At 63.7% G+C, this 19,404-nt stretch carries 19 protein-coding genes; 12 read left to right on the forward strand and 7 right to left on the reverse strand.

The features are described 5' to 3' along the window. Window positions 1-131 precede the first annotated feature (131 nt). The 6 genes from M3I56_RS10710 to yicI all read left to right on the forward strand — a co-directional run bounded on the left by M3I56_RS10710 (window position 132) and on the right by yicI (window position 7,951). Window positions 132-1,178: a substrate-binding domain-containing protein gene (locus M3I56_RS10710; RefSeq protein WP_254353786.1), complete on the forward strand. Its 1,047-nt coding sequence runs from the start codon at window positions 132-134 to the stop codon at window positions 1,176-1,178. Between the two features lie 210 nt (window positions 1,179-1,388). Continuing rightward, window positions 1,389-2,600: a sugar ABC transporter substrate-binding protein gene (locus tag M3I56_RS10715; protein WP_254353787.1), complete on the forward strand. Its 1,212-nt coding sequence runs from the start codon at window positions 1,389-1,391 to the stop codon at window positions 2,598-2,600. A gap of 86 nt (window positions 2,601-2,686) precedes the next feature. Beyond that, complete coding sequence (locus M3I56_RS10720; RefSeq protein WP_254353788.1) at window positions 2,687-3,625, forward strand: carbohydrate ABC transporter permease; 939 nt, start codon at window positions 2,687-2,689, stop codon at window positions 3,623-3,625. A gap of 30 nt (window positions 3,626-3,655) precedes the next feature. Then, the gene (locus M3I56_RS10725; protein ID WP_254353789.1) at window positions 3,656-4,468 is read left to right on the forward strand and encodes a carbohydrate ABC transporter permease; all 813 of its coding nucleotides are present in this window, start codon (window positions 3,656-3,658) and stop codon (window positions 4,466-4,468) included. Between the two features lie 18 nt (window positions 4,469-4,486). Beyond that, window positions 4,487-5,566, forward strand: coding sequence for a sn-glycerol-3-phosphate ABC transporter ATP-binding protein UgpC (locus M3I56_RS10730; RefSeq protein WP_254353790.1), 1,080 nt, complete (start codon window positions 4,487-4,489; stop codon window positions 5,564-5,566). Between the two features lie 54 nt (window positions 5,567-5,620). Next, entirely contained in the window at window positions 5,621-7,951 is a 2,331-nt protein-coding gene (yicI, locus tag M3I56_RS10735) for an alpha-xylosidase (protein ID WP_254353791.1), read from the forward strand. 118 nt (window positions 7,952-8,069) lie between these two features. On the opposite strand, the gene M3I56_RS10740 is transcribed toward yicI, so the two are convergent. Beyond that, window positions 8,070-8,336 (reverse strand): DUF4148 domain-containing protein, encoded by a 267-nt coding sequence (locus M3I56_RS10740; RefSeq protein ID WP_254353792.1) that lies wholly within the window; start codon window positions 8,334-8,336, stop codon window positions 8,070-8,072. A gap of 194 nt (window positions 8,337-8,530) precedes the next feature. Beyond that, window positions 8,531-9,598 (reverse strand): GGDEF domain-containing protein, encoded by a 1,068-nt coding sequence (locus M3I56_RS10745; protein ID WP_309249145.1) that lies wholly within the window; start codon window positions 9,596-9,598, stop codon window positions 8,531-8,533. Between the two features lie 223 nt (window positions 9,599-9,821). Here M3I56_RS10745 and M3I56_RS10750 point away from each other — a divergent pair, with 223 nt between their 5' ends. The 4 genes from M3I56_RS10750 (at window position 9,822) to M3I56_RS10765 (ending at window position 13,845) form a co-directional block, all read left to right on the forward strand. Next, on the forward strand, window positions 9,822-11,075 hold the full coding sequence (locus M3I56_RS10750) for a serine hydrolase (RefSeq protein WP_254353794.1): 1,254 nt from the start codon (window positions 9,822-9,824) through the stop codon (window positions 11,073-11,075). Between the two features lie 190 nt (window positions 11,076-11,265). Next, on the forward strand, window positions 11,266-12,054 hold the full coding sequence (locus M3I56_RS10755) for an acetoacetate decarboxylase (protein WP_254353795.1): 789 nt from the start codon (window positions 11,266-11,268) through the stop codon (window positions 12,052-12,054). A 31-nt stretch (window positions 12,055-12,085) separates the two neighbouring features. Next, window positions 12,086-13,369 (forward strand): patatin-like phospholipase family protein, encoded by a 1,284-nt coding sequence (locus M3I56_RS10760; RefSeq protein WP_254353796.1) that lies wholly within the window; start codon window positions 12,086-12,088, stop codon window positions 13,367-13,369. Continuing rightward, window positions 13,366-13,845: a hypothetical protein gene (locus M3I56_RS10765; protein ID WP_254353797.1), complete on the forward strand. Its 480-nt coding sequence runs from the start codon at window positions 13,366-13,368 to the stop codon at window positions 13,843-13,845. The genes M3I56_RS10760 and M3I56_RS10765 overlap by 4 nt, the downstream gene beginning before the upstream one ends. 57 nt (window positions 13,846-13,902) lie before the next feature. Here the strand turns inward: M3I56_RS10765 and M3I56_RS10770 are convergent, their stop codons facing one another. From M3I56_RS10770 to M3I56_RS10790, 5 genes are all read right to left on the reverse strand, one after another. Continuing rightward, window positions 13,903-14,589, reverse strand: a complete 687-nt coding sequence (locus tag M3I56_RS10770) for a type 1 glutamine amidotransferase domain-containing protein (protein WP_254353798.1) — start codon at window positions 14,587-14,589, stop codon at window positions 13,903-13,905. A 92-nt stretch (window positions 14,590-14,681) separates the two neighbouring features. After that, entirely contained in the window at window positions 14,682-15,197 is a 516-nt protein-coding gene (locus tag M3I56_RS10775; protein ID WP_254353799.1) for a DUF3331 domain-containing protein, read from the reverse strand. An 87-nt stretch (window positions 15,198-15,284) separates the two neighbouring features. After that, a complete protein-coding gene (locus M3I56_RS10780; protein ID WP_028202285.1) occupies window positions 15,285-15,518 on the reverse strand; it encodes a 4-oxalocrotonate tautomerase family protein in 234 nt (77 codons plus the stop codon). 90 nt (window positions 15,519-15,608) lie between these two features. Further along, window positions 15,609-16,319: an SDR family NAD(P)-dependent oxidoreductase gene (locus M3I56_RS10785; RefSeq protein WP_254353800.1), complete on the reverse strand. Its 711-nt coding sequence runs from the start codon at window positions 16,317-16,319 to the stop codon at window positions 15,609-15,611. A gap of 259 nt (window positions 16,320-16,578) precedes the next feature. Beyond that, the gene (locus M3I56_RS10790) at window positions 16,579-17,001 is read right to left on the reverse strand and encodes a VOC family protein (RefSeq protein ID WP_254353801.1); all 423 of its coding nucleotides are present in this window, start codon (window positions 16,999-17,001) and stop codon (window positions 16,579-16,581) included. Between the two features lie 270 nt (window positions 17,002-17,271). On the opposite strand from M3I56_RS10790, the gene M3I56_RS10795 reads away from it, so the two are divergent. Beyond that, window positions 17,272-17,709 carry a MarR family winged helix-turn-helix transcriptional regulator gene (locus M3I56_RS10795; RefSeq protein ID WP_028202282.1) on the forward strand — a complete coding sequence of 146 codons (438 nt, stop codon included), beginning with the start codon at window positions 17,272-17,274 and terminating at the stop codon, window positions 17,707-17,709. Between the two features lie 88 nt (window positions 17,710-17,797). Next, on the forward strand, window positions 17,798-19,360 hold the full coding sequence (locus M3I56_RS10800; RefSeq protein WP_254353802.1) for a DHA2 family efflux MFS transporter permease subunit: 1,563 nt from the start codon (window positions 17,798-17,800) through the stop codon (window positions 19,358-19,360). The last annotated feature ends 44 nt before the right edge of the window (window positions 19,361-19,404 follow it).

Genomic DNA, 19,404 nt, shown 5'->3' on the forward strand with positions numbered 1-19,404 from the left:
GACGTGAAAATCGTCCGCTGGCTGTTTTGTTGCTTCGGCCACTTCGGCCCAACGCTCCCTTACGGTTATGATGTTTCGCACCGTGCGGGCTCCGCGAGCCCGGGCACATTCCAACATCATTCAACCAGCGCATGGGTATTCGGGAACTCGCCAAAGTACTGAAGCTGTCCGTTTCGACCGTGTCGCGCGCCTTGAACGACAGCGACGAGGTGAGCGCCGAAACGCGTGAGCGCGTGCGCGCCGCCGCGCTCGAGCATGGCTATGCGCCAAGCAAGTCGGCCGCGAGCCTGCGCCGGGGGCGGCTCGACATCGTCGGGCTGATGCTGCCGGTGCGGCGCGAAGAAGAGACCTACACGCTCGGCATTTTCATGAAGCTGGCGGACGGTCTCCAGTCGGTCCTGTCGCGGCACGGCATGGACCTCGTCATGTACTCGAGCGAGTCGTGGGACGACGAGTTCGCGCGGCTGCGGCGCATTGTCGATCGCCGTCATGTGGACGGCGTGATTCTCGCGGGGACGCGGCGGCACGACGAGCGGCTCGATTACGTCGCGAGCCGCCATTTCCCGTTCGTGGCGCTGGGCCGCAGCGAGTCGGGCGGCAAGCACGCATGGGTCGATCTGGACTTCGAGGCGGCCGCTACGGAGGGTGTCGAGCGGCTCGTGGCGCAAGGGCATCGCCGTATTGCGCTCGCCATTCCCGGCGGCGACGCGATGCAGGCGCATATCTACCTGCACGCGTGGAAGAAGGCGATGAAGAAGCACGGGCTGCCCGTGCCCGAAGGGTTCGTGCAGCGCAACGAACTCTCCGAACGCGGCGGCTATCTCGCGACCGAGGCGCTGCTCAAGCTTGGCGTGCCGCCCGATGCGCTCATGTTCCAGAGCGACTGCATGGCGATCGGCGCGTACCGCAAGCTGCACGAAACCGGCCGGGCGCCTGGCCGCGATCTGGCGATTTCGGGCGGCGTGCTGGCGGGCGAAGTGTCGGAATACCTCGCGCCGCGCCTATCCGGCTTCACGCTCGACGCTTATGGGCTGGGGCAGCGCCTCGCGCAGGCGCTGCTCGCGCAATTCCCGGATCTTGGCGACACCTACCGCGCCGCGCGCGAGCCGCTGTTGTGGCCACTGACGCTGCGCGAGCGCGACGACGACACGGTGACGTCCGAGGCCGTCCAGCGCTAGTCCGCGGCCGCCGCCGTCGGCATTGCGGTTTCCGCGAATCGGCATTGCGATTTTCGCAGCCAGCTTGACAGCGCTGCCTGCAGAAGCAACTATTTGCCTGTTTCCGGAAACGTTTCCGGAAAACGCGGTCGCAGCGGCACGGCTCCCGCCAGGTCCCAGAAAAGAGCCTGAAACAAAGCGCGATTCACAACGCGCGAAAACGGAGACAGCATGAAGAGGCTACTTGCCGCATCCGCGGCCATTGGTTTGGCATTCTCGCTTTCCTGCGCGTCGCTGCATGCCGCGACGCTCTCGGTCTGGGCCGTGGACGAGCCCGACGACTACACCGCGAAAATGGCGCAGGAATTCGGCAAGCTGCATCCCGATGTCCATGTGCAGATTCGCAAGGTGGGCTTTGCGGCGCTCAACGACGAAACCATGCGCGCCGTGATGTCCGGCAACATGCCCGACGTCGTGCCGATCGACAACCCGAACACGGCGATGTTCGCTTCGAAGAACGCGCTGCTCGATCTCGACCCGTACCTCGCGAAGTCGAAGGTCATCGACGCGAAGCAGATCTTCCCCGGCCCGCTGAAAAACGCCACCTGGAACGGCAAGGTGTATGCGATTCCGCGCGGCACGAACACGCTCGCGCTGTACTACAACAAGGACATGTTCAAGGCAGCCGGGCTCGACCCCGAGCACGCGCCGCAGACCTGGGACGAACTCTATACGGACGCGCAAAAGCTCACCGACGCCAGGAAGGGCGTGTACGGTCTCGCGTTTTCCGCCATCAATACGGAAGAGGGCGTGTTCCAGTTCCTGCCGTTCGTGCAGGCCGCGGGCGCGGACTGGGACCGCATGAGCGACCCGGGCGCCGTGCGCGCGGCCGCGTTCTGGCAGAAGCTGCTGGACAGCAAGGTGGCGTCGCCGGACACGCTCACGCATAGCCAGTCGGAGGCGGCGGCCACGTTCATCAACGGCAATGCCGCGATGGACATCGACGGTCCGTGGGAACTGGGCGCCGTGGAAAAGGGCGCGAAGTTCACGTGGGGCGTCGCGCTCCTGCCGGTCGAGAAGGCGGGCGGCCCGCGCGCCTCCGCGCTCGGCGAGCAGAATCACGCGATCCTGCGTGGCGCGAAGAACCCGGATGTGGCCTTCCAGTTCCTCGAATACATGTATGCGCAGCGCGGCCGCGACTGGAACGAATTCGGCATGCTGCCGCCGTCCAAAGACACCGTGACGCCGAACCCGAAGTGGCCGCAGGCGTACAAGGTCTTCAACGAGCAGATGCAGTACGCCCGTGCGCGTGGTCCGAACCCGAACTGGCCGAAAATCTCGAAGTCGATCTCCGACGCGATCCAGTCAGTGCTGACGCACCAGGCCACGCCGCAACAGGCCATGGCGGCCGACGCACAGACCGTGCAGGCCGCAGCGAAGTAAGCATTCCCAAGTATGGCATTGAGGTTGTTGCCGCCCGTAGAACCCCGGTTCTTCGGGCGCCGTCCCGCCTTTGAGCGAAGAACGCCATGAACACACTTTCGCGCCGCGCTCCTCGCGACCCGGCTGCGGGGCGCCTGGGCCGCTTGCCGCGCGCGCACGCCTTCGAGATCTCGCTGGCGGTGTTCGCGCTGCTGTATCTGCTGGTGTTTGCGGGCCTGCCGCTCATCTACAACATCGTCCTGTCGTTTCAGCAGGTCGATTTGATGGCCCCCGCCACTTTGTTGCGGCCGTTCGTCGGGCTGGCGAACTATCGCGATGTGTTCAGCCGTCCCGAGATGCACCAGGTGATCGTGAACACGGTGCTGTTCGTCGGGCTCTCGCTCGTCTTCCAGGTGGTGATCGGTTTTCTGCTGGCGCTGCTGTTCGCGCAGGACTTCCCGTTCGCGAGCCTCATGCGCGGCCTGTTTCTCGCGGGCTGGATCATGCCGGGGCTCGTGGCCGGCGTGATCTGGAAGCTGATTTTCGCAGGCGATTATGGCGTGCTCAATCATGTGCTGATGCAAACGCACATCCTGCAAGAGAAGATCTTCTGGCTCTCCGATCCGCACTGGTCGCTCTATGCCGTGATTGCCGCGAACGTGTGGCTTGGCGTGCCGTTCAATATGCTGCTGCTTTCGGTCGGGCTCGCGGCGATTCCGGCCGATCTCTACGAAGCCGCCGAACTCGATGGGGCGAATGCGCTGCAGCGTTTCATCGGCATCACGCTGCCGATGATGAAGGCCACGCTCGGCGCCGTGATCGCGCTGGGCGCGATTCTGACGATGCAGCAGTTCGATCTGATCGCAGCGCTCACGCAAGGCGGTCCGGCCAACTCGTCGCTGGTCGCGCAGTACTGGTCGTGGCAGCTTTCCCTGCAGACCTTCGAGGTGTCGGCGGGCTCGGCGGTGGCCACGGTCATGCTGGTGCTCGTGCTGATCGTCGCGGTGATCTACGTGCGCTCCACGCGCAACGAAAGGATGGTCTGAGATGAAGCGACCCCCACGCGGGAGGCTGAGATGAAGCGCTATGTGCTGCTCGTCATCGCGCTGTGCGTCACGGCGGTTTATCTGTTCCCGCTGTACTGGATGTATATCACCGCATTCAAGAGCGCGAGCGAGATGTTCCAGTATCCCCCTACGTTCTGGCCGCAGCATTTGCAATCGCACCTATGGCAGGTGTTCAGCAGCAGCGGCATGGGCAACTTCCTGTGGAACTCGTTCGTGACCGCATGCGGCACGGTGGCGGTGACCGTCTTCGTCGGCACGGGCGCCGCTTATGCGCTCGCGTTCGTGCAAAACCGCTGGACCAGTGTCGCAATCTTCGCGGTGCTGGTGCTGCAGGCGCTGCCATCGAGCCTCATGGTTACGCCGATCTTCACGGCGTTCAAGATGCTCGGCCTCCTCGACACGCCCCGCCTCGCCGTGGTGCTCGCGCAGATCACCAAGACGCTGCCGTTCTATATCGTGCTGTGCCGCCCGAGCTTCGTGCAGGTGCCGCGCGAACTGCGCGACGCGGCGCTCGTGGACGGCGCCACGCCGGCACGCGCGTTTTTCGGCGTGATCTTGCCGCTCGCGGTGAACGGCATTCTCGTTTCGGCGATCCTCGTGTTCCTGCAATCGTTCGGCGAGTACGTCTACGCCCGCTCGCTGATTCTCGACGACCAGTATCAGACCGCTACGGTGGGTCTCTCGGCATTCGTCGGCGCGACCAAGGTCGACTGGATCGGCATCATGACCTACTCGGCCATTTTCGTCACGCCCATCCTCGTGGCGTTCATGCTGCTGCAACGCAAGATCGTCGCCGGGCTGACGGCCGGCGCGCTCAAGTAACGCATACGGAGAATCGCTGTGGATCGCATACAGATCGAGCGCCTGAGCAAGAGCTATGGAACCGTGCAGGTTTTGAAGGACATCGATATCAGCGTGCCGGAAGGGTGCTTCGTCGCGCTGGTCGGACCGTCGGGATGCGGCAAGTCCACCTTGCTGCGCACCATTGCCGGGCTCGAACCGATCACGGGCGGCACGCTGCGCATCGACGGCCAGGTCGTCAACGACGTGCCGCCGCGCAAGCGCGACGTGGCGATGGTGTTCCAGAGCTACGCGCTCTATCCGCACATGAATATCGAAAAAAACATGTCGTACTCGCTACGGTTGCGTCGCGCTGCGCCGAAGATCATTCGCGAGAGCATCGACGGCGTGGCGCGCACGCTGGGCCTCGACCCTCTGCTCGCGCGCATGCCGCGCCAGCTTTCGGGTGGCCAGCGCCAGCGCGTGGCGATGGGTCGCGCCATCGTACGCAATCCGAAGGTATTTCTGTTCGACGAACCGCTCTCGAATCTCGATGCCGCCCTGCGCGTGCATATGCGCACGGAAATCCGCAAGCTGCATCAGCGACTTGCCGCGACTTCGGTGTACGTCACGCACGACCAGATCGAGGCGATGACGATGGCCGATCACGTGGTCGTGATGCGCGCGGGCGAAGTCGAGCAGCAGGGCGCGCCGCTCGCGCTGTATCACCGGCCTGCCAACCGCTTTGTCGCGGGCTTCATCGGCTCACCGTCGATGAACTTCATCGAAGCCGTGATCGGGCCGGACGGGCGCAGCGCGCGGTTCGGCGGCACACCAGGCGCGGGCGCGCACACGCTCGACCTGGGCCGCGCGCTGCCGGCGGGCTCCGAGGTCTGGATCGGCCTGCGTCCCGAGCATCTGCAGTTGCACCGCGAAGCGCATGGCCTGCGCGGCATGATCGATACCGTGGAGACCACTGGGTCCATGAACTTCATCGCGGTGAAGCTCGATGGCGTCCCGGCACCCGTGATGATCGCGCAAGCCGGCATGTGCGCCATGCGCAGCGGCGAGGCGATCGGACTCGACATGGCGAGCGAGCACATCCACGTGTTCGACAGGAAGACCGAGCAGGCGCTCTAGCCACGCCGCAGGTGGATCTGGATTGGCTGTTCAATGAGCTATGAGTACATCTAAATGAAAATCAGCGATGGCAACTGGTTGATCCGGGACGGCCTGAACGTCTCGTACTCGGCGTCGCCGCACAGCGTGGAGATCGTCGGCGACGAACTGCTGGTGCATGTGGCGCCCCGCGACGTATCGAACCGCGAACGGCAGCTCGACACGGGCCTCTTCACGTGGCGCTTCTTTTCGCCGCAAAGCGGCGTGATTGGCGTGCGCGTCGAGCATTTTGCCGGCGCGCGCGATCGCGGCCCGCATTTCACCCTGCAGCGCACGGGCACGGAAGTCGTCACGCACAACACCGAGGCCGAGGCGGGCCTCACCAGCGGGTCGCTGACGGTGCGCATCGTCAAGTCGGGCGACTGGTCGGTGGATTTCCTGCGCGACGGCAAGCGCATCACCGGCAGCGGCTTTCGCGCGAGCGGCCAGGTCCACGACGCCAGCCAGCAAGGCGCCGCGTTCATGTTCGAGCGGCTCGACCTGGGCGTTGGCGAGAACGTTTATGGGCTCGGCGAGCGCTTTACCGCGTTCGTGAAGAACGGGCAGGTGGTCGAAAGCTGGAACCGCGACGGCGGCACGGGCACCGAGCAGGCGTACAAGAACGTGCCGTTCTATCTAACCAACCGCGGCTATGGCGTGCTGGTGAATCATCCGGAAAACGTGTCGTTCGAGGTGGCCAGCGAGAAGGTGGCGAAGGTGCAGTTCAGCGTGGCAGGCGAGCGGCTCGAATACTACGTGATCGACGGCCCCACGCCCAAAGCCGTGCTGGAGCGCTTCACGCAGCTCACCGGGCGCCCGGCGCTGCCGCCCGCGTGGTCGTTCGGCCTGTGGCTCACCACCTCGTTCACCACGAACTATGACGAAGCCACGGTGAATCACTTCATCGACGGCATGGCACAGCGCGGCATCCCGCTGCACGTGTTTCACTTCGACTGCTTCTGGATGAAGGCTTTCCACTGGTGCGACTTCGAGTGGAACCGTGAGACCTTTCCCGATCCGCAGGGCATGCTCGCGCGGCTCAAGGCGCGCGGGCTGAAGATCTGCGTGTGGATCAATCCGTATATCGCGCAACCTTCGCCGCTGTTCGCCGAAGGCATGGCGAAAGGCTACCTCCTGCGCAAGCCCAACGGCGACGTTTGGCAGTGGGACCGCTGGCAGCCCGGTCAGGGCATCGTCGACTTCACGAATCCCGCCGCGGCACAGTGGTATGCGGGACATTTGCGGCGTTTGCTGGAAATGGGCGTGGACTGCTTCAAGACGGATTTCGGCGAGCGCATTCCGACCGACGTGATCTACCACGACGGCTCCGATCCGCAGAAGATGCACAACTACTACAGCTACCTCTACAACAAGGTGGTGTTCGACGTGCTGCGCGAAGTCCGCGGCGAGGGCGAGGCGGTGGTGTTCGCGCGCTCCGGCACCGTGGGCAGCCAGCAGTTGCCCGTGCATTGGGGCGGCGACTGCAGCGCGACCTACGAATCGATGGCCGAGACGTTGCGTGGCGGTCTCTCGCTGGGCCTGAGCGGTTTCGGTTTCTGGAGCCATGACATCGGCGGATTCGAGCACACCGCGCCCGCCGACGTCTACAAGCGCTGGTGCGCGTTCGGGCTGCTGTCGAGCCACAGCCGCCTGCACGGCAGCAAGTCGTATCGCGTTCCATGGCTGTTCGACGACGAAGCCGTGGAGGTGGTGCGCCATTTCACCGAATGGAAGTCACGCCTCATGCCGTACCTGTTCGACGCCGCGCAGCAGGCGGTCGATCGCGGTACGCCGATGCTGCGCGCCATGCTGCTGGAGTTTCCCGGCGACCCGACCTGCGATCATCTGGACCGTCAGTATCTGCTCGGAGATTCGCTGCTGGTGGCGCCGGTGTTCAACGCCGCGGGCGACGTGGATTTCTGGCTGCCTGGGGGGCGCTGGACGCATCTGTTCACCGGCCGGCCAGTCGAGGGCGGCAGGTGGCTGCGCGAGCGGCACGGGTTTCTGAGCCTGCCGGTCTACGTGCGGCCGAATACGCTGCTCGCGATCGGCGCCGAGGACCAGCGCCCCGATTACGACTACGTATCGCGCAGCGAGCTGCATCTGTTCGAACTGGCCGACGGCGCGAGCGCCGCCGCGACGCTGCGCGACCAGCGCGGCGCGCGCGTGACCCACGTGAGCGTGACCCGGCGCGGCGATACGCTCAACGTGCGCTACGACGGCGTGAAGGGATCGCTTCCGCTCACGCTGCGGCAATGGCCCGAACTGCGCGACGCCGGCGGGTTGAATTCGCAAGCTGGGGAACTGGGCGTGGAGGTGCAGTTGCCGGCGGGCGACGGAGAGGTCGTGTTGCGCGTTCAGCCTTAACAAGGGGCAACGCGAGGCGTTGCGAGCGCCAGATACGCAACTGGCCCGCCATCGCAACACACTGCGATGGCGGGCCAGAAGGCAACAACGACAAAGCGCGGCTATTCAGCCGGGCAGCTTACTGCGCTGCCTGACCGGCTTGCGACGAACCGTTGTTCACGCCGCCCACTGCGCTGTTTTGCGCAGCGACGCGAGCTTCGGCAGCTTGAATGTTCGCCGGATATTCATTGGGGTTCGAACGTGCCGGATTGAAGCCGGCCTTTTCGACCTGGATCATGTCTGCGCGGACTTGCGCGCGGGTCACGGGCTGGTTCGACTGGGCGAACACGGCAACGGGAGCGGCGAGGGCGGCAGCGATAACGACGGCTTGGACGAGCGATTTCATGACTAACCTCCAGATTTACGTTCTTCTTTAGCTGCCTACAGGGTTGTAAGCAGCGGTGAAGTCAGTGTAGGAGGGTCGGAGATTAGGGTAAATACCTAATATCCGAATTCACTGTTTCCGCCAGGAGAACAATCCGGGCATAAGCGTGGCGCAAGCCGAGGATTCCCCGAACGCGACGGCAGCAGCGAGTGGGGTCAGACCATGCTGGGCTCGACGCCGACCGTTTCGACGAACTCGGTCTTGCCCATGCCGCGCGACTTGGCCCGGTACATGGCGCTGTCGACGGCGCGCATCAAGGTTCGCGCATCGAGCGAGCGGCTGCCGCTGCCTTGCGTGAGCAGGCACACGCCGATGCTGCACGACACGGTCACCGGATAGCCGCCCACGGTGCGCATGTTGGCGAGAATCGCGTGGATGCTGTTGGCGACGGTAAGCGCGTCGTTCTTGTCGTAGACGTGACGCGCCAGCACCACGAACTCGTCGCCGCCCAGGCGTGCGAGCGTGTCGCCTCGCCGCATGCGGCGCACCAGTGCGGCGGCGAAGCTGCGCAGCAGTTCGTCGCCCACCGCGTGCCCGAAGGAGTCGTTCACTTCCTTGAAGCCGTCGAGGTCGACGAGCAGCATGGCGGTGCGCTCGCCCTCACCGGCGCGCGTAAAGAGCGTGCGTCCAATGGCTTGCTCGAGCCGCACGCGGTTGTAGAGCCCGGTGAGCGGATCGGTCGACGCCTGGCGTTCCAGCCGGTAGACGAGCACCGCCAGATAGACGGACGTCGCCACGATGCTCAGCGCAATGCCGAGCGCGGCCGTGATATTGGCGCGCCACCATGGTTGCCAATGCATCAGTCCCATGATGCCGACGAGCGCCACCACACAGGAAAGGCCCAGCATGCGCTGGCCATAGCGGCAGCCCGCGCCGACCAGAAACCAGAAGGCCACCCACAGGAGCGGCAGCGCGGCCGTTCCGCCCACGGCCAGCGCGGCGGTGACGATGGCCTGATCGGCGAACGTGGAGAGCGTGAGGCGCAAGAGCGAGCGCGTTGGCGCGACGGTGACCGCCACATACGTGATGACGCCGAACGCCACATAAGCGGTGACCGCCAGCAGCGTGGCGTAGACGTGGGTCGAGCGATAGATCGAGCAGGCAACGAGGTAGGCGAGAAGCACGACGGAACCGAGCGTGATGCGCAGTACGGCCTGCTCTTTTTCTGGGTCCTTCGGAAATGCGCGAAACAACGCCTTCCCGGGCCAGGAATGTGTTTCCATTTCGCCCATGGCTGCCACCCCCGCTCTCATTCTGTATTTTGTCGCCCGGTAGTGTACCCCACACGTATTGCGTGTCGAGGCGCGAAAAAAACGAAATTTCAACGCGCATGGTGCCGATACGCAATGCAAGGCAACTTCGCGCCGGATGACCGATACTGTGACGCGCATCGCGTGCAATCCATCGGTTCCGAATACGCTCGATCAATCCATTCAAGGAGGCGTCATGGGTAGGGAAGGTCTGGAAAAGCAGGGCATGTCGTGTGAGCGGCTCGCGCGCATCGAACGTTTTCTCGAAGAGAACTACGTCTCGACCGGCACGCTCGCGGGCGCCGTCACCCAGGTGTGGCGGCGCGGCGAACTCGCGCTGAACTCGGTGCTGGGTCTCGCGGACCGCGAACGGCGCACGCCGATGGCCGAGGACTCGATCTTCCGCATCTACTCGATGACCAAACCTATTACGTCGGTGGCGATCATGATGCTGGTCGAGGAGTGCAAGATCGCGCTCGACGACCCCGTCAGCAAGTACATCCCGTCGTGGGAGAAGCTCGGCGTGTACGCGGGCGGTTTCATGGAGAGCTTCCAGACGCGCGCGAGCGCACGCCCGATGCGCGTGGTCGACCTGTTGCGGCATACCTCGGGCCTGACCTACGGCTTTCAGCAGAACACCAATGTCGATGCGGCGTATCGCAAACTGAAGGTGGGCGAGCTTGCGACCGCGGGCACGCTCGACGAAATGATCGAGAAACTGGCCACGCTGCCGCTGGAATTTTCGCCGGGCGAGGCCTGGAACTATTCGGTTTCCACGGACGTGCTCGGCTATCTCGTCGGCAAGGTCAGCAGCATGGCCTTCGAGGACTTTCTGAAAACGCGGATCTTCGAGCCGCTCGGCATGGTCGACACGGCCTTTTACGTGCCGCAGGAGAAGGTGTCGCGCTTCTGCGCCTGCTATGCCATCGGCGCGCTCGGCTCGAAGGTCGTTTCCGAACAAGGTCCTGAGCTGCAGGACGATCCTCACACGAGCCCGTATCGCGAGCCGCCGTCGTTCGTTTCGGGCGGCGGCGGCCTCGTATCCACAGCGGCCGACTACATGCGGTTCGCGCGCATGCTGCTGCGGGGCGGCGAACTGGACGGCGTGCGGCTGCTGGGGCCGAAGACCATCGCGCTGATGACCGCCAACCATCTGCCGGGCGGCGTCGACCTGCCGCGCCTCTCGCGCTCGATGTTCACCGAAGCGGCTTACGAAGGCGTGGGCTTCGGGCTCGGCTTCGCCACGACGATTGCGCCCGCATCCACGCTGATTCCGGGCAGCGCGGGCGACTTCTTCTGGGGCGGCGCGGCCAGCACCTTCTTCTGGGCCGATCCTCGCGAGGACATGGTCGTGCTGTTTCTCACCCAGCTGTTGCCTTCGACCGCGTACCCGATTCGCCGGCAGTTGCGCACGCTCGTTTACAGCGCGATTACGGAGTGCGAAAGCTAAGCGGCGCGCCTGGCGTTCGCGAATGGCAATGAAATGGCAAGAGGCTTGCCGGCGGCCTCTTCTCCGTTTCCCTCACCGCAATACCTTCCCGATATGTGGAAGATAGATTCCTGATATCGACGGATTCTCTCGTGATTCGTGAGTGCGTAGCATCTGCTGCGGTGCAACTCAATCTTAAAGAGAGAACGTCATGACCCGCCTGAATCTGGCTTCGATTCGCAAAGACGCCTTTGCGATGCCTGTCCACAATCCCGCCTATCCCCGGCCGCCGTACCGTTTCATCAACCGGGAATATTTCATCATTACCTACGAGACCGATTTCGATGCGCTGAAAGCCATCGTGCCGGAGCCCTTGCGCCCGGAAAACAATCTTGTGCACTACGAATTTATTCGCATGCCGGATTCGTCGGGCTTCGGTGACTACACGGAAACCGGTCAGGTCATTACGGTGCGCGATCAGGAAGGGCGCCTCGGCAACTACACGCATTCGATGTACCTCGACGACGAAGGCCCGATTGCCGGTGGCCGGGAAATCTGGGGTTTTCCGAAGAAGCTGGCGAGACCGACCTTGAGCATCGATGGCAACGACACGCTGCTCGGCACGCTCGACTACGGCACCCAACGCGTTGCAACCGGCACGATGGGCTACAAGCATGTGCCGCTCGATATCGAGGCCGAACGCAGGAAGCTTGCAGAGACGCCGAACTATCTGCTCAAGGTCATCCCGCACGTTGACGGTTCGCCGCGCGTCTGCGAACTCGTGCGTTTCTACTTGCGCGACGTGAGCGTGCTCGGTGCGTGGACCGGTCCGGCGGCGCTCGAATTTCATCCGCATGCGCTGGCGCCTGTGGCCGATCTGCCGGTGAAACGGGTGGTCGGCGCGCGGCATCTGATTGCTAATCTCACGCTGGATATCGGCGAGGTTGCGCTCGACTATCTGGCTCAAAGCGAAACCGTGAAGCTCGCGGTCAACGAATAAGTTTGCGTGGATTTACGCGAAGGGAAGCAACATGTCTTTGCACAACAAAGTGGCGTTCGTGCTGCCGCACTACGACGAAGTCGCTCTGGTGCTTCAGGGCGGCGGCGCGCTCGGCTCGTACCAGGCCGGCGTGTACGAAGGCCTGGCCGAGATGGGTGTGCATCCGGGCACGATCTCCGGCATTTCGATCGGCGCGCTCAATACCGCCATCATCGCCGGCAATGCGCCGGAAAACCGCGTGGCGGCGTTGCATGGATTCTGGAACCGGATCTGCCACCCACGCGACTGGGTCGGTGGTCTGGGTGCCTGGATGCCGCCCATGTTCGGCATGCACGATTTCACGCGCAAGTGGGCGAGTGGGTGGGCGGCCGCACGCGCCCTGACCGAGGGCCAGCCGGGGTTTTTCTCGCCGCGCGTGCCGTTGCCGGTCGCCGGGCTCGGCAAGCAAAACCCCAACGTGGTGAGCTACTACGATACGGCCGCGTTGAAGGAGACGCTGCGTGAGTTCGCCGACTTTGACCGCATCAACGACGGCGACGTCCGTGTTTCGGTGGGCGCGGTGAACGTGCGGACCGGCAACCTGGTGTACTTCGACAACACGAAAATGCGTTTGAAGCCCGAGCATTTCATGGCATCCGGGGCGTTGCCGCCCGGCTTCCCGGCGGTCGAGATCGACGGCGAGTATTACTGGGACGGCGGGCTCGTGTCGAATACGCCGTTGACCGAGGTGCTGCGCGATGCGGACCATAAGGATGCGCTGGTGTTTCAGGTCGATCTCTGGAGCGCGCGCGGCAATGCGCCTGGCGACTTCTTCGACATCTCCGCGCGTGCCAAGGACATCCAGTATTCGAGCCGCACGCGCGCGGTGACCAGTATGCTGGCAGATCGTCAGAAGCACGCCCGATTCATCAAGGAGTTGCTCGCGCACATTCCCGCCGAAGTGCGCAGGACCGATCCGCTGTTTCGCCTCGCCGAAGAGGCGGCCGACGGCAGCGCGATCAATGTGGTGCACCTCATCTACAAGAACAAGCCCTATGAAGGTCACTATAAGGACTACGAGTTCAGCATCGACACGATGCGGGAGCATTGGGACAGCGGTCTTGAAGATATTCGCGATTCGTTTTCTCATCGCGAGTGGTTCGACGTGCCGAGCCGCGAGCGGGGTTTCGTGACGCACGACGTGCATCGCTTGCCCGGTTCCGTGCCGCAGGATGATCGTGACGCGCTCATCCCGCCGCTCGCGGAAGTGCGGAAAATCGCCGACGGCGAGCTGGCGATCGAAGCCCGCGAACCGGCTGGAGAGGGCGTATCGTGAGTAAGGAGCTGTTTCGGTGCGCGGTGCGCTGCCTGTGCGAGGAAACCCTGCGGACGCCGTGGGGCTATATTTTTCGCGGCATCGCCATGATCGCGCTGGCGGTTTCGCCGGCGATTATATGCGCCTACCTCGCACAGGCTTCAACACGGTGGGACCTGTTCGAGCGGTCCGGATCGGTCATCACCATCACGGGCCTTTTGTTGGCGTCGCGCCGCTATCTCGAGCATACCGTGACGGATCTGGTGGTGGCCCACGCAAACCAGGCTGCCGGATTCAAGCCGCATCACGCATTGAGCGAGGTACTCGCGGCCAGGCGCGGACTGACGCTTTCCGCGTTCGGCACGCTCATCTGGGGCTGGGGAATATTTCTGCGCTGGTGGAGCTTCGGCGTGCTGGCGTTGTGGATGGCATTCGTGGTCTACCGGGCATTTCACGACCCGGTATTGCAACGCTCCGGCGATGACGATTTGCCGTGACGAGTTGGGGCGGCGCCCACGCCTGGCAGCCGCCATTTTCCGGCGCGAGGGCAGAACTCAGTGACGCTTGCTCAACATCTCCAGCAATGCCTTGGCGGCCGGCCCCGACGACGCGGGATTCTGGCCGGTGAGCAGCAGCCCGTCTTCGAGCACATACGGCTGCCAGTCGGGGCCCTTCGAATAGTTGCCGCCCTTCGCCTTGAGTTCGTCTTCAACGAGGAACGGGACCACCTTGGTCAGGCCGACCGCTTCTTCTTCGCTATTCGTAAAGCCCGTGACCGACTTGCCGTTGACGAGCGGCTTGCCATCGGGACCCTTCACGTGCCGCAGAACCCCGGGCGCGTGGCAGACGAGATCGACAGGCTTGCCGGCTGCGATCGTGCGCTCGATCAGGCCGATGGAGTCCGGGTCTTCTGCGAGATCCCACATCGGACCGTGGCCGCCGGGGTAGAAGACGGCGTCGAATTCGTCATGGGCGACGTCCTTGAGCTTCGCCGTGTTGCCCAGATCCGCCAACGCGGCCGGGTCGCCTTCGAAGCGACGTGTCAGGTCGGTCTGAAAGTCCGGCTCGTTGCTCTTGGGATCTAGCGGAGGTTTGCCGCCCTTGGGCGACGCGAGCACGATCTGCACGCCGGCGTCCTTGAACACGTAGTACGGCGCGGCGAGTTCCTCGAGCCAGAACCCGGTCTTGCGTCCCGTATTGCCCAGTTCGTCGTGCGAAGTCAAAACCATCAGAATCTTCATGACGTTCTCCTTGAATGCGTTTACACAACTTCAGGTTGCAGAGAATTCCGGTCAACGCCCCTGGCGTGCCGAATCCGACTAGCGAACTGCCATCAAGGCAAAGCAGCAAGATGAATCATGGCGTTCACGTTCACGGGAAGGACAGGCGTGCGGGTATAGGGCCGGTAGATGATATCGCCGCGACGGATCGTTTTGCCGCTCACTGCGCACACGCCCGCCCGGCGTGCCTTTGCGCAGACCCAGATCTGATAGCCGTAGTGGCATGAGGCGGAGCACCAGCGCAACGCAACGGTTCGGGGGGAGAGGCGGTCGAGCAGCGTGACGACGGCCGCGCAGGGCGCCTCGCCCGTCGCATCGCGCCCGTTGCGGATGTTGCGGCTTTTGCGGCACCTTCCGTCGTAGCGGTGCGGCTCGGCGATGCGCGGGCCGGGTGCGAGATCAGCGGGGCTCGGGGTCTGTGCGTGGGGTTCCGTCGCGCACAGCCTGTCGAGCAGCAGGAGTGTCTGCTCCCATGGGTCCGGGCGCGAGGCGTGTTTGTTGCCCGCCGCTGCGCCCGCGTTCGCGCCGCGGTTGCGCGAGCGTGTTCGAAGTCCTTCGTCCGTGTTCATGCGAGGCCTCAGATGAAGATTGATGGCGCCACGATGCAACCGGTGCAATTGCGCGCAAAAGCCCGCTCTCGAGCGGGCCGCGCGCGTTCACTTGATGAGTCCCTTCTGTCTTCGATAGACATCGGTAGGCAGGCCGCCCCATCCCCAGTTTTCCGTTGGCACTTCTTCGATGACGACGAAAGTCGCCTCCAGCGGCTTGTTCAGCACGTCGAGCATGAGCTGGCTCACGCCCTTGATGAGCTGGGCCTTTTCTTCCGCCGTGACGGAATCCGCGCCGGGCCGTGTGCCCTCGCGTGTAACCTGAATTGTGACGATCGGCATTGCGCTTTCCTTGATGGTGATCGTTGCAAGGAGCGCCGGCGAGCGGCGCTCCTCGTCGGCCCGGTGGGGCCCGGTAGTGCGCAGCGCGCCTTAGTGGCCGGCGACCTGGCCGCCGTCGACGTGGAGGATTTCGCCCGTCACGAAGGGCGCCGAGTCGAGATAAAGGATGGCGTTCACGATGTCGCTCATCTCGCCCATATGGCCCATCGGATGCAGCGCGCCGAGCGCGGCGTGGGTTTCGGGCGCGTGCATCGGCGACTTGATGATGCCAGGCGATACCGCGTTGGCGCGAATGCCGCGCTTGGCATACTCGATCGCCAGCGAGCGCGTGGCGGCGGCGAGACCGCCCTTGCTCAGCGAGGCCAGCACCGACGGCACGCCGTCGATCGCGTGATCGACGAGCGTCGTCGTGATCGTGACGACGTGGCCGCTCTCGTGCTTTTCCATCTCCGCAATCGCGAGCTGCGTGATATGGAAGAAACCGTCGAGGTTGGTGCCCTTGATCGCCGCGTAGTCTTCCGCGGTGTACTGCGTGAACGGCTTCGCCACGAAAATGCCCGCGTTGTTGACGAGCGTATCGACGCGGCCAAAGCGCGAGACGGCCGTTTCGATGACACGGCGAGCCGTGGCCGGGTCGGCGATATCGCCGGCCACTGCGACGAGATCGCTATCGTCAGTCTGTTTGATGTTGCGCGAGGTCGCGACCACCTTGTGGCCGAGTGCGCGGAATGCCCTGGCCGCTTCGGCGCCGATGCCTTGCGATGCGCCAGTGATCACGACGACTTTGGGGGATTGACTCATATGAACCTCGAAGTAAGTTGGACTCTGTTTTTGATCGGGTTTGCTGCTCCGATGACGACCAATTTACGCATCCATGCCCCCGGTTTGAATACAGGACGCGGACAAACAGTTGTGAGTCACAGGAACAAATGAGGGCGAGTTGGGCGCGATGACGCGCGGCGAAACAGGCCAGGCCAATGACGCCCGTTTCACTTTGGATAACTGACTAAATGGGACCGGCCTGGCCGCGTGTGGGCTCACGCGCGGCTTGCTGCGAGGCTCAGGAGGCCTGCGTGCGCGGATCGTGGTCGAATTCGAGCCTGATCCCGCCCGGCTCGTACACCATGGTGTGGCGTTTCGGCCCCGGGCCCAGGTTCTCCGGCGCGAACTCGATTGTCACGCCCGGCCAGGCGGACACGCGCGAGAAGATATCGTTGAGGGCTTCTTCGCTGCCTACGCGCAAGGCAAGATGATGCAGGCCCACATGGGTCTTGCGGTCGAACTCGACCAGGCGGCCCGGATCGGTCACTTGCCAGAGGGTCAACATGACGTGTCCGTCCGAAACGAACGCAGCCGGATAACTGGGTCGCTCGCCAACCTGTTTCCAGCCCAGACAATTCACGAAGAAGTCACGTGTGAGGTTCAGGTCGCGCACGGTCAGCCCGACATGATCGATGCCCAGCGTAAGCGATTTGTCAGTCATGTTTCGATTCTCCTGAAAAAAGAGTGCGCCGATCCGGACTTCCGCACCTCACGGATCCAATCTCTGCCGAAACAATATAGCGGCCAGGAACGACGTCGATTATCGCTTGCCGTTCACATCACTTTTTACATGATGTATCGCGTCGCCTGCTGAAGGGCGCTCGGGTGCTGGATCGAGGCGCCGGCGCGTCTTTCTGTGGCCGCGGAAACTTCCTTGCACACATCTGCAATGTCAGATATATTCCGCATCAGATATCGAGGAGGGCAATCGATGAACGATCCCGTCAATGAAGATTTCGAGCGCACGCAGAAGCTGGTGTTCGTGCTCGGTCAGGCGCACCACCTGATGGCCACTGAACTCAGGGCAGGGCTCAAGGACGCCGGGCTGAACCTGCAGGAGCGCGGCATTCTGCTGACGTTGGCCGGTGGGAGCGCGAAAACGCCGGCGGCATTGGCGAAGCTCCTTGGCGTCCACCCCGCCCGGATGACCCGGGTGCTGGACAAGCTCGAAACCAGTGGGCTCGTGGAGCGCGCGCGCAATGGCACGGACCGGCGCCTCGTGGACGTCTCGCTGACACGCGAGGGCCACTCGGTCGCGGCCCGCAACGCAGACGTAGCGCCTGGCGCCTGGAGCGAGCGGCTCTCGCACTTCTCGAGGTCCGACTTCGACGCCTTGAGCACGCTGCTTTCCAGACTGCTGCATGGCTAGGGCGGCCTTTTTTTTGCCCAATTATCAGACATGTCAGATAACGGCCCGTGCTTGACGGGACATTCGCATCCAGACGAGAGAACCTAACATGAATCCATCGACCAACCCAGGCGGGCTACCCCAGCTGACGGGCGCGAAGTTCGCGCTCGGCACCTTCGCCGTGGCGCTCGCTACTTTTATGAACGTGCTGGATTCGTCGATTGCAAACGTCGCGATTCCCACGCTCTCCGGCAACCTCGGCGTGTCGATCGACGAAGGCACGTGGGTCATCACGCTGTTTGCCGCGGCCAATGCGGTGTCCATTCCGTTGACCGGGTGGCTGACGCAGCGCGTGGGCCAGGTCAAGCTGTTCGTCTGGGCGATCCTGCTGTTCGTGCTCTCGTCGGCAGCCTGCGGTCTGGCGCCGAACCTGCTGACGCTGCTGGTGGCCCGTATCGTTCAGGGCGCCGTAGCGGGGCCGCTGGTGCCGTTGTCGCAAGCGTTGCTGCTCGCCTCCTTCCCCAAGGAAAAGAGTTCGAATGCGCTGGCGCTGTGGGCGATGACCGCAACCGTCGGACCAATCGCGGGTCCGGCGCTCGGCGGCTGGATCACCGACAGCTACAGCTGGTCATGGATCTTCTATATCAACGTGCCGGTCGGCCTGTTCGCGGCCGGCGTGATCTGGGCGATCTACCGCGACCGCGAGACGCCGGCACGCAAACTGCCCATCGACAAGGTCGGGCTGATTTCGCTCATCGCGTGGGTCGCGCCGCTGCAGATCATGCTCGACAAGGGCAAGGACCTCGACTGGTTCAGCTCGCCGGTCATCTGGGTGCTCACCATCGTCGCCGCGGTCAGCTTCGTGTTCTTCCTGATCTGGGAATTGACTGAGGAAAAGCCGATCGTCAACCTGCGGCTGTTCGCCAAACGCAACTTCCTCGGCGGCACGATTGCGATTTCGGTCGCGTATGCGATCTTCTTTGCAAACCTCGTGATCCTGCCGCAGTGGATCCAGGGCTTTCTCGGCTACCGCGCGGTGGATGCGGGGCTCGTCACAGCGCCGCTGGGGATCTTCGCCGTGATCCTCGCCCCGGTGATGGGCAAGCTCATGCCGCGCTCCGACCTGCGGGTGCTCGCCACCCTCGCGTTCGTTGGCTTCGCCGCCGTGTTTTTCATGCGCTCGAACTACACGACCGGCGTGGACGCGTGGACGCTGATTTTGCCGACGCTGCTGCAAGGCATTCCCACGGCGCTGTTCTTCACGCCGCTCACCGGCATCATCCTGTCGGGTCTGCGGCCCGACGAGATTCCGGCGGCCGCGGGCCTGTCCAACTTCGCGCGCATTTTCGCCGGCGCCGTGGGCACGTCGCTCATGAGCAACGCCTGGAACGACCGCACGATCCTCCATCACGCCCGGCTCGCGGAGCAGACGAGCGTGGAGAATCCGGCGTTCACCGGCGCCATCGCGCACCTGCATGCGACGCTGGGTGGCGGCATTCCCAAGGCCACGGCCTTTTACGAAGCCTCGCTCAACGCGCAAGCCACCATGCTGGGGTTGAACGACATCTTCTGGATATCGGCGGTGATCTTCGTCGTCATCATCCCGCTGATCTGGGTGACGCGGCCGGTCAAGGGCGGTGGCGCGGGCGCGGCAGGCGCTGGCGGACACTGAATTCAGCAGTTGAACCCGGTTCAGACGGCAAACCTGATGGCAAA

This window comes from Paraburkholderia sp. CNPSo 3281 (assembly GCF_024206515.1).
Lineage (GTDB): Bacteria > Pseudomonadota > Gammaproteobacteria > Burkholderiales > Burkholderiaceae > Paraburkholderia > Paraburkholderia nodosa.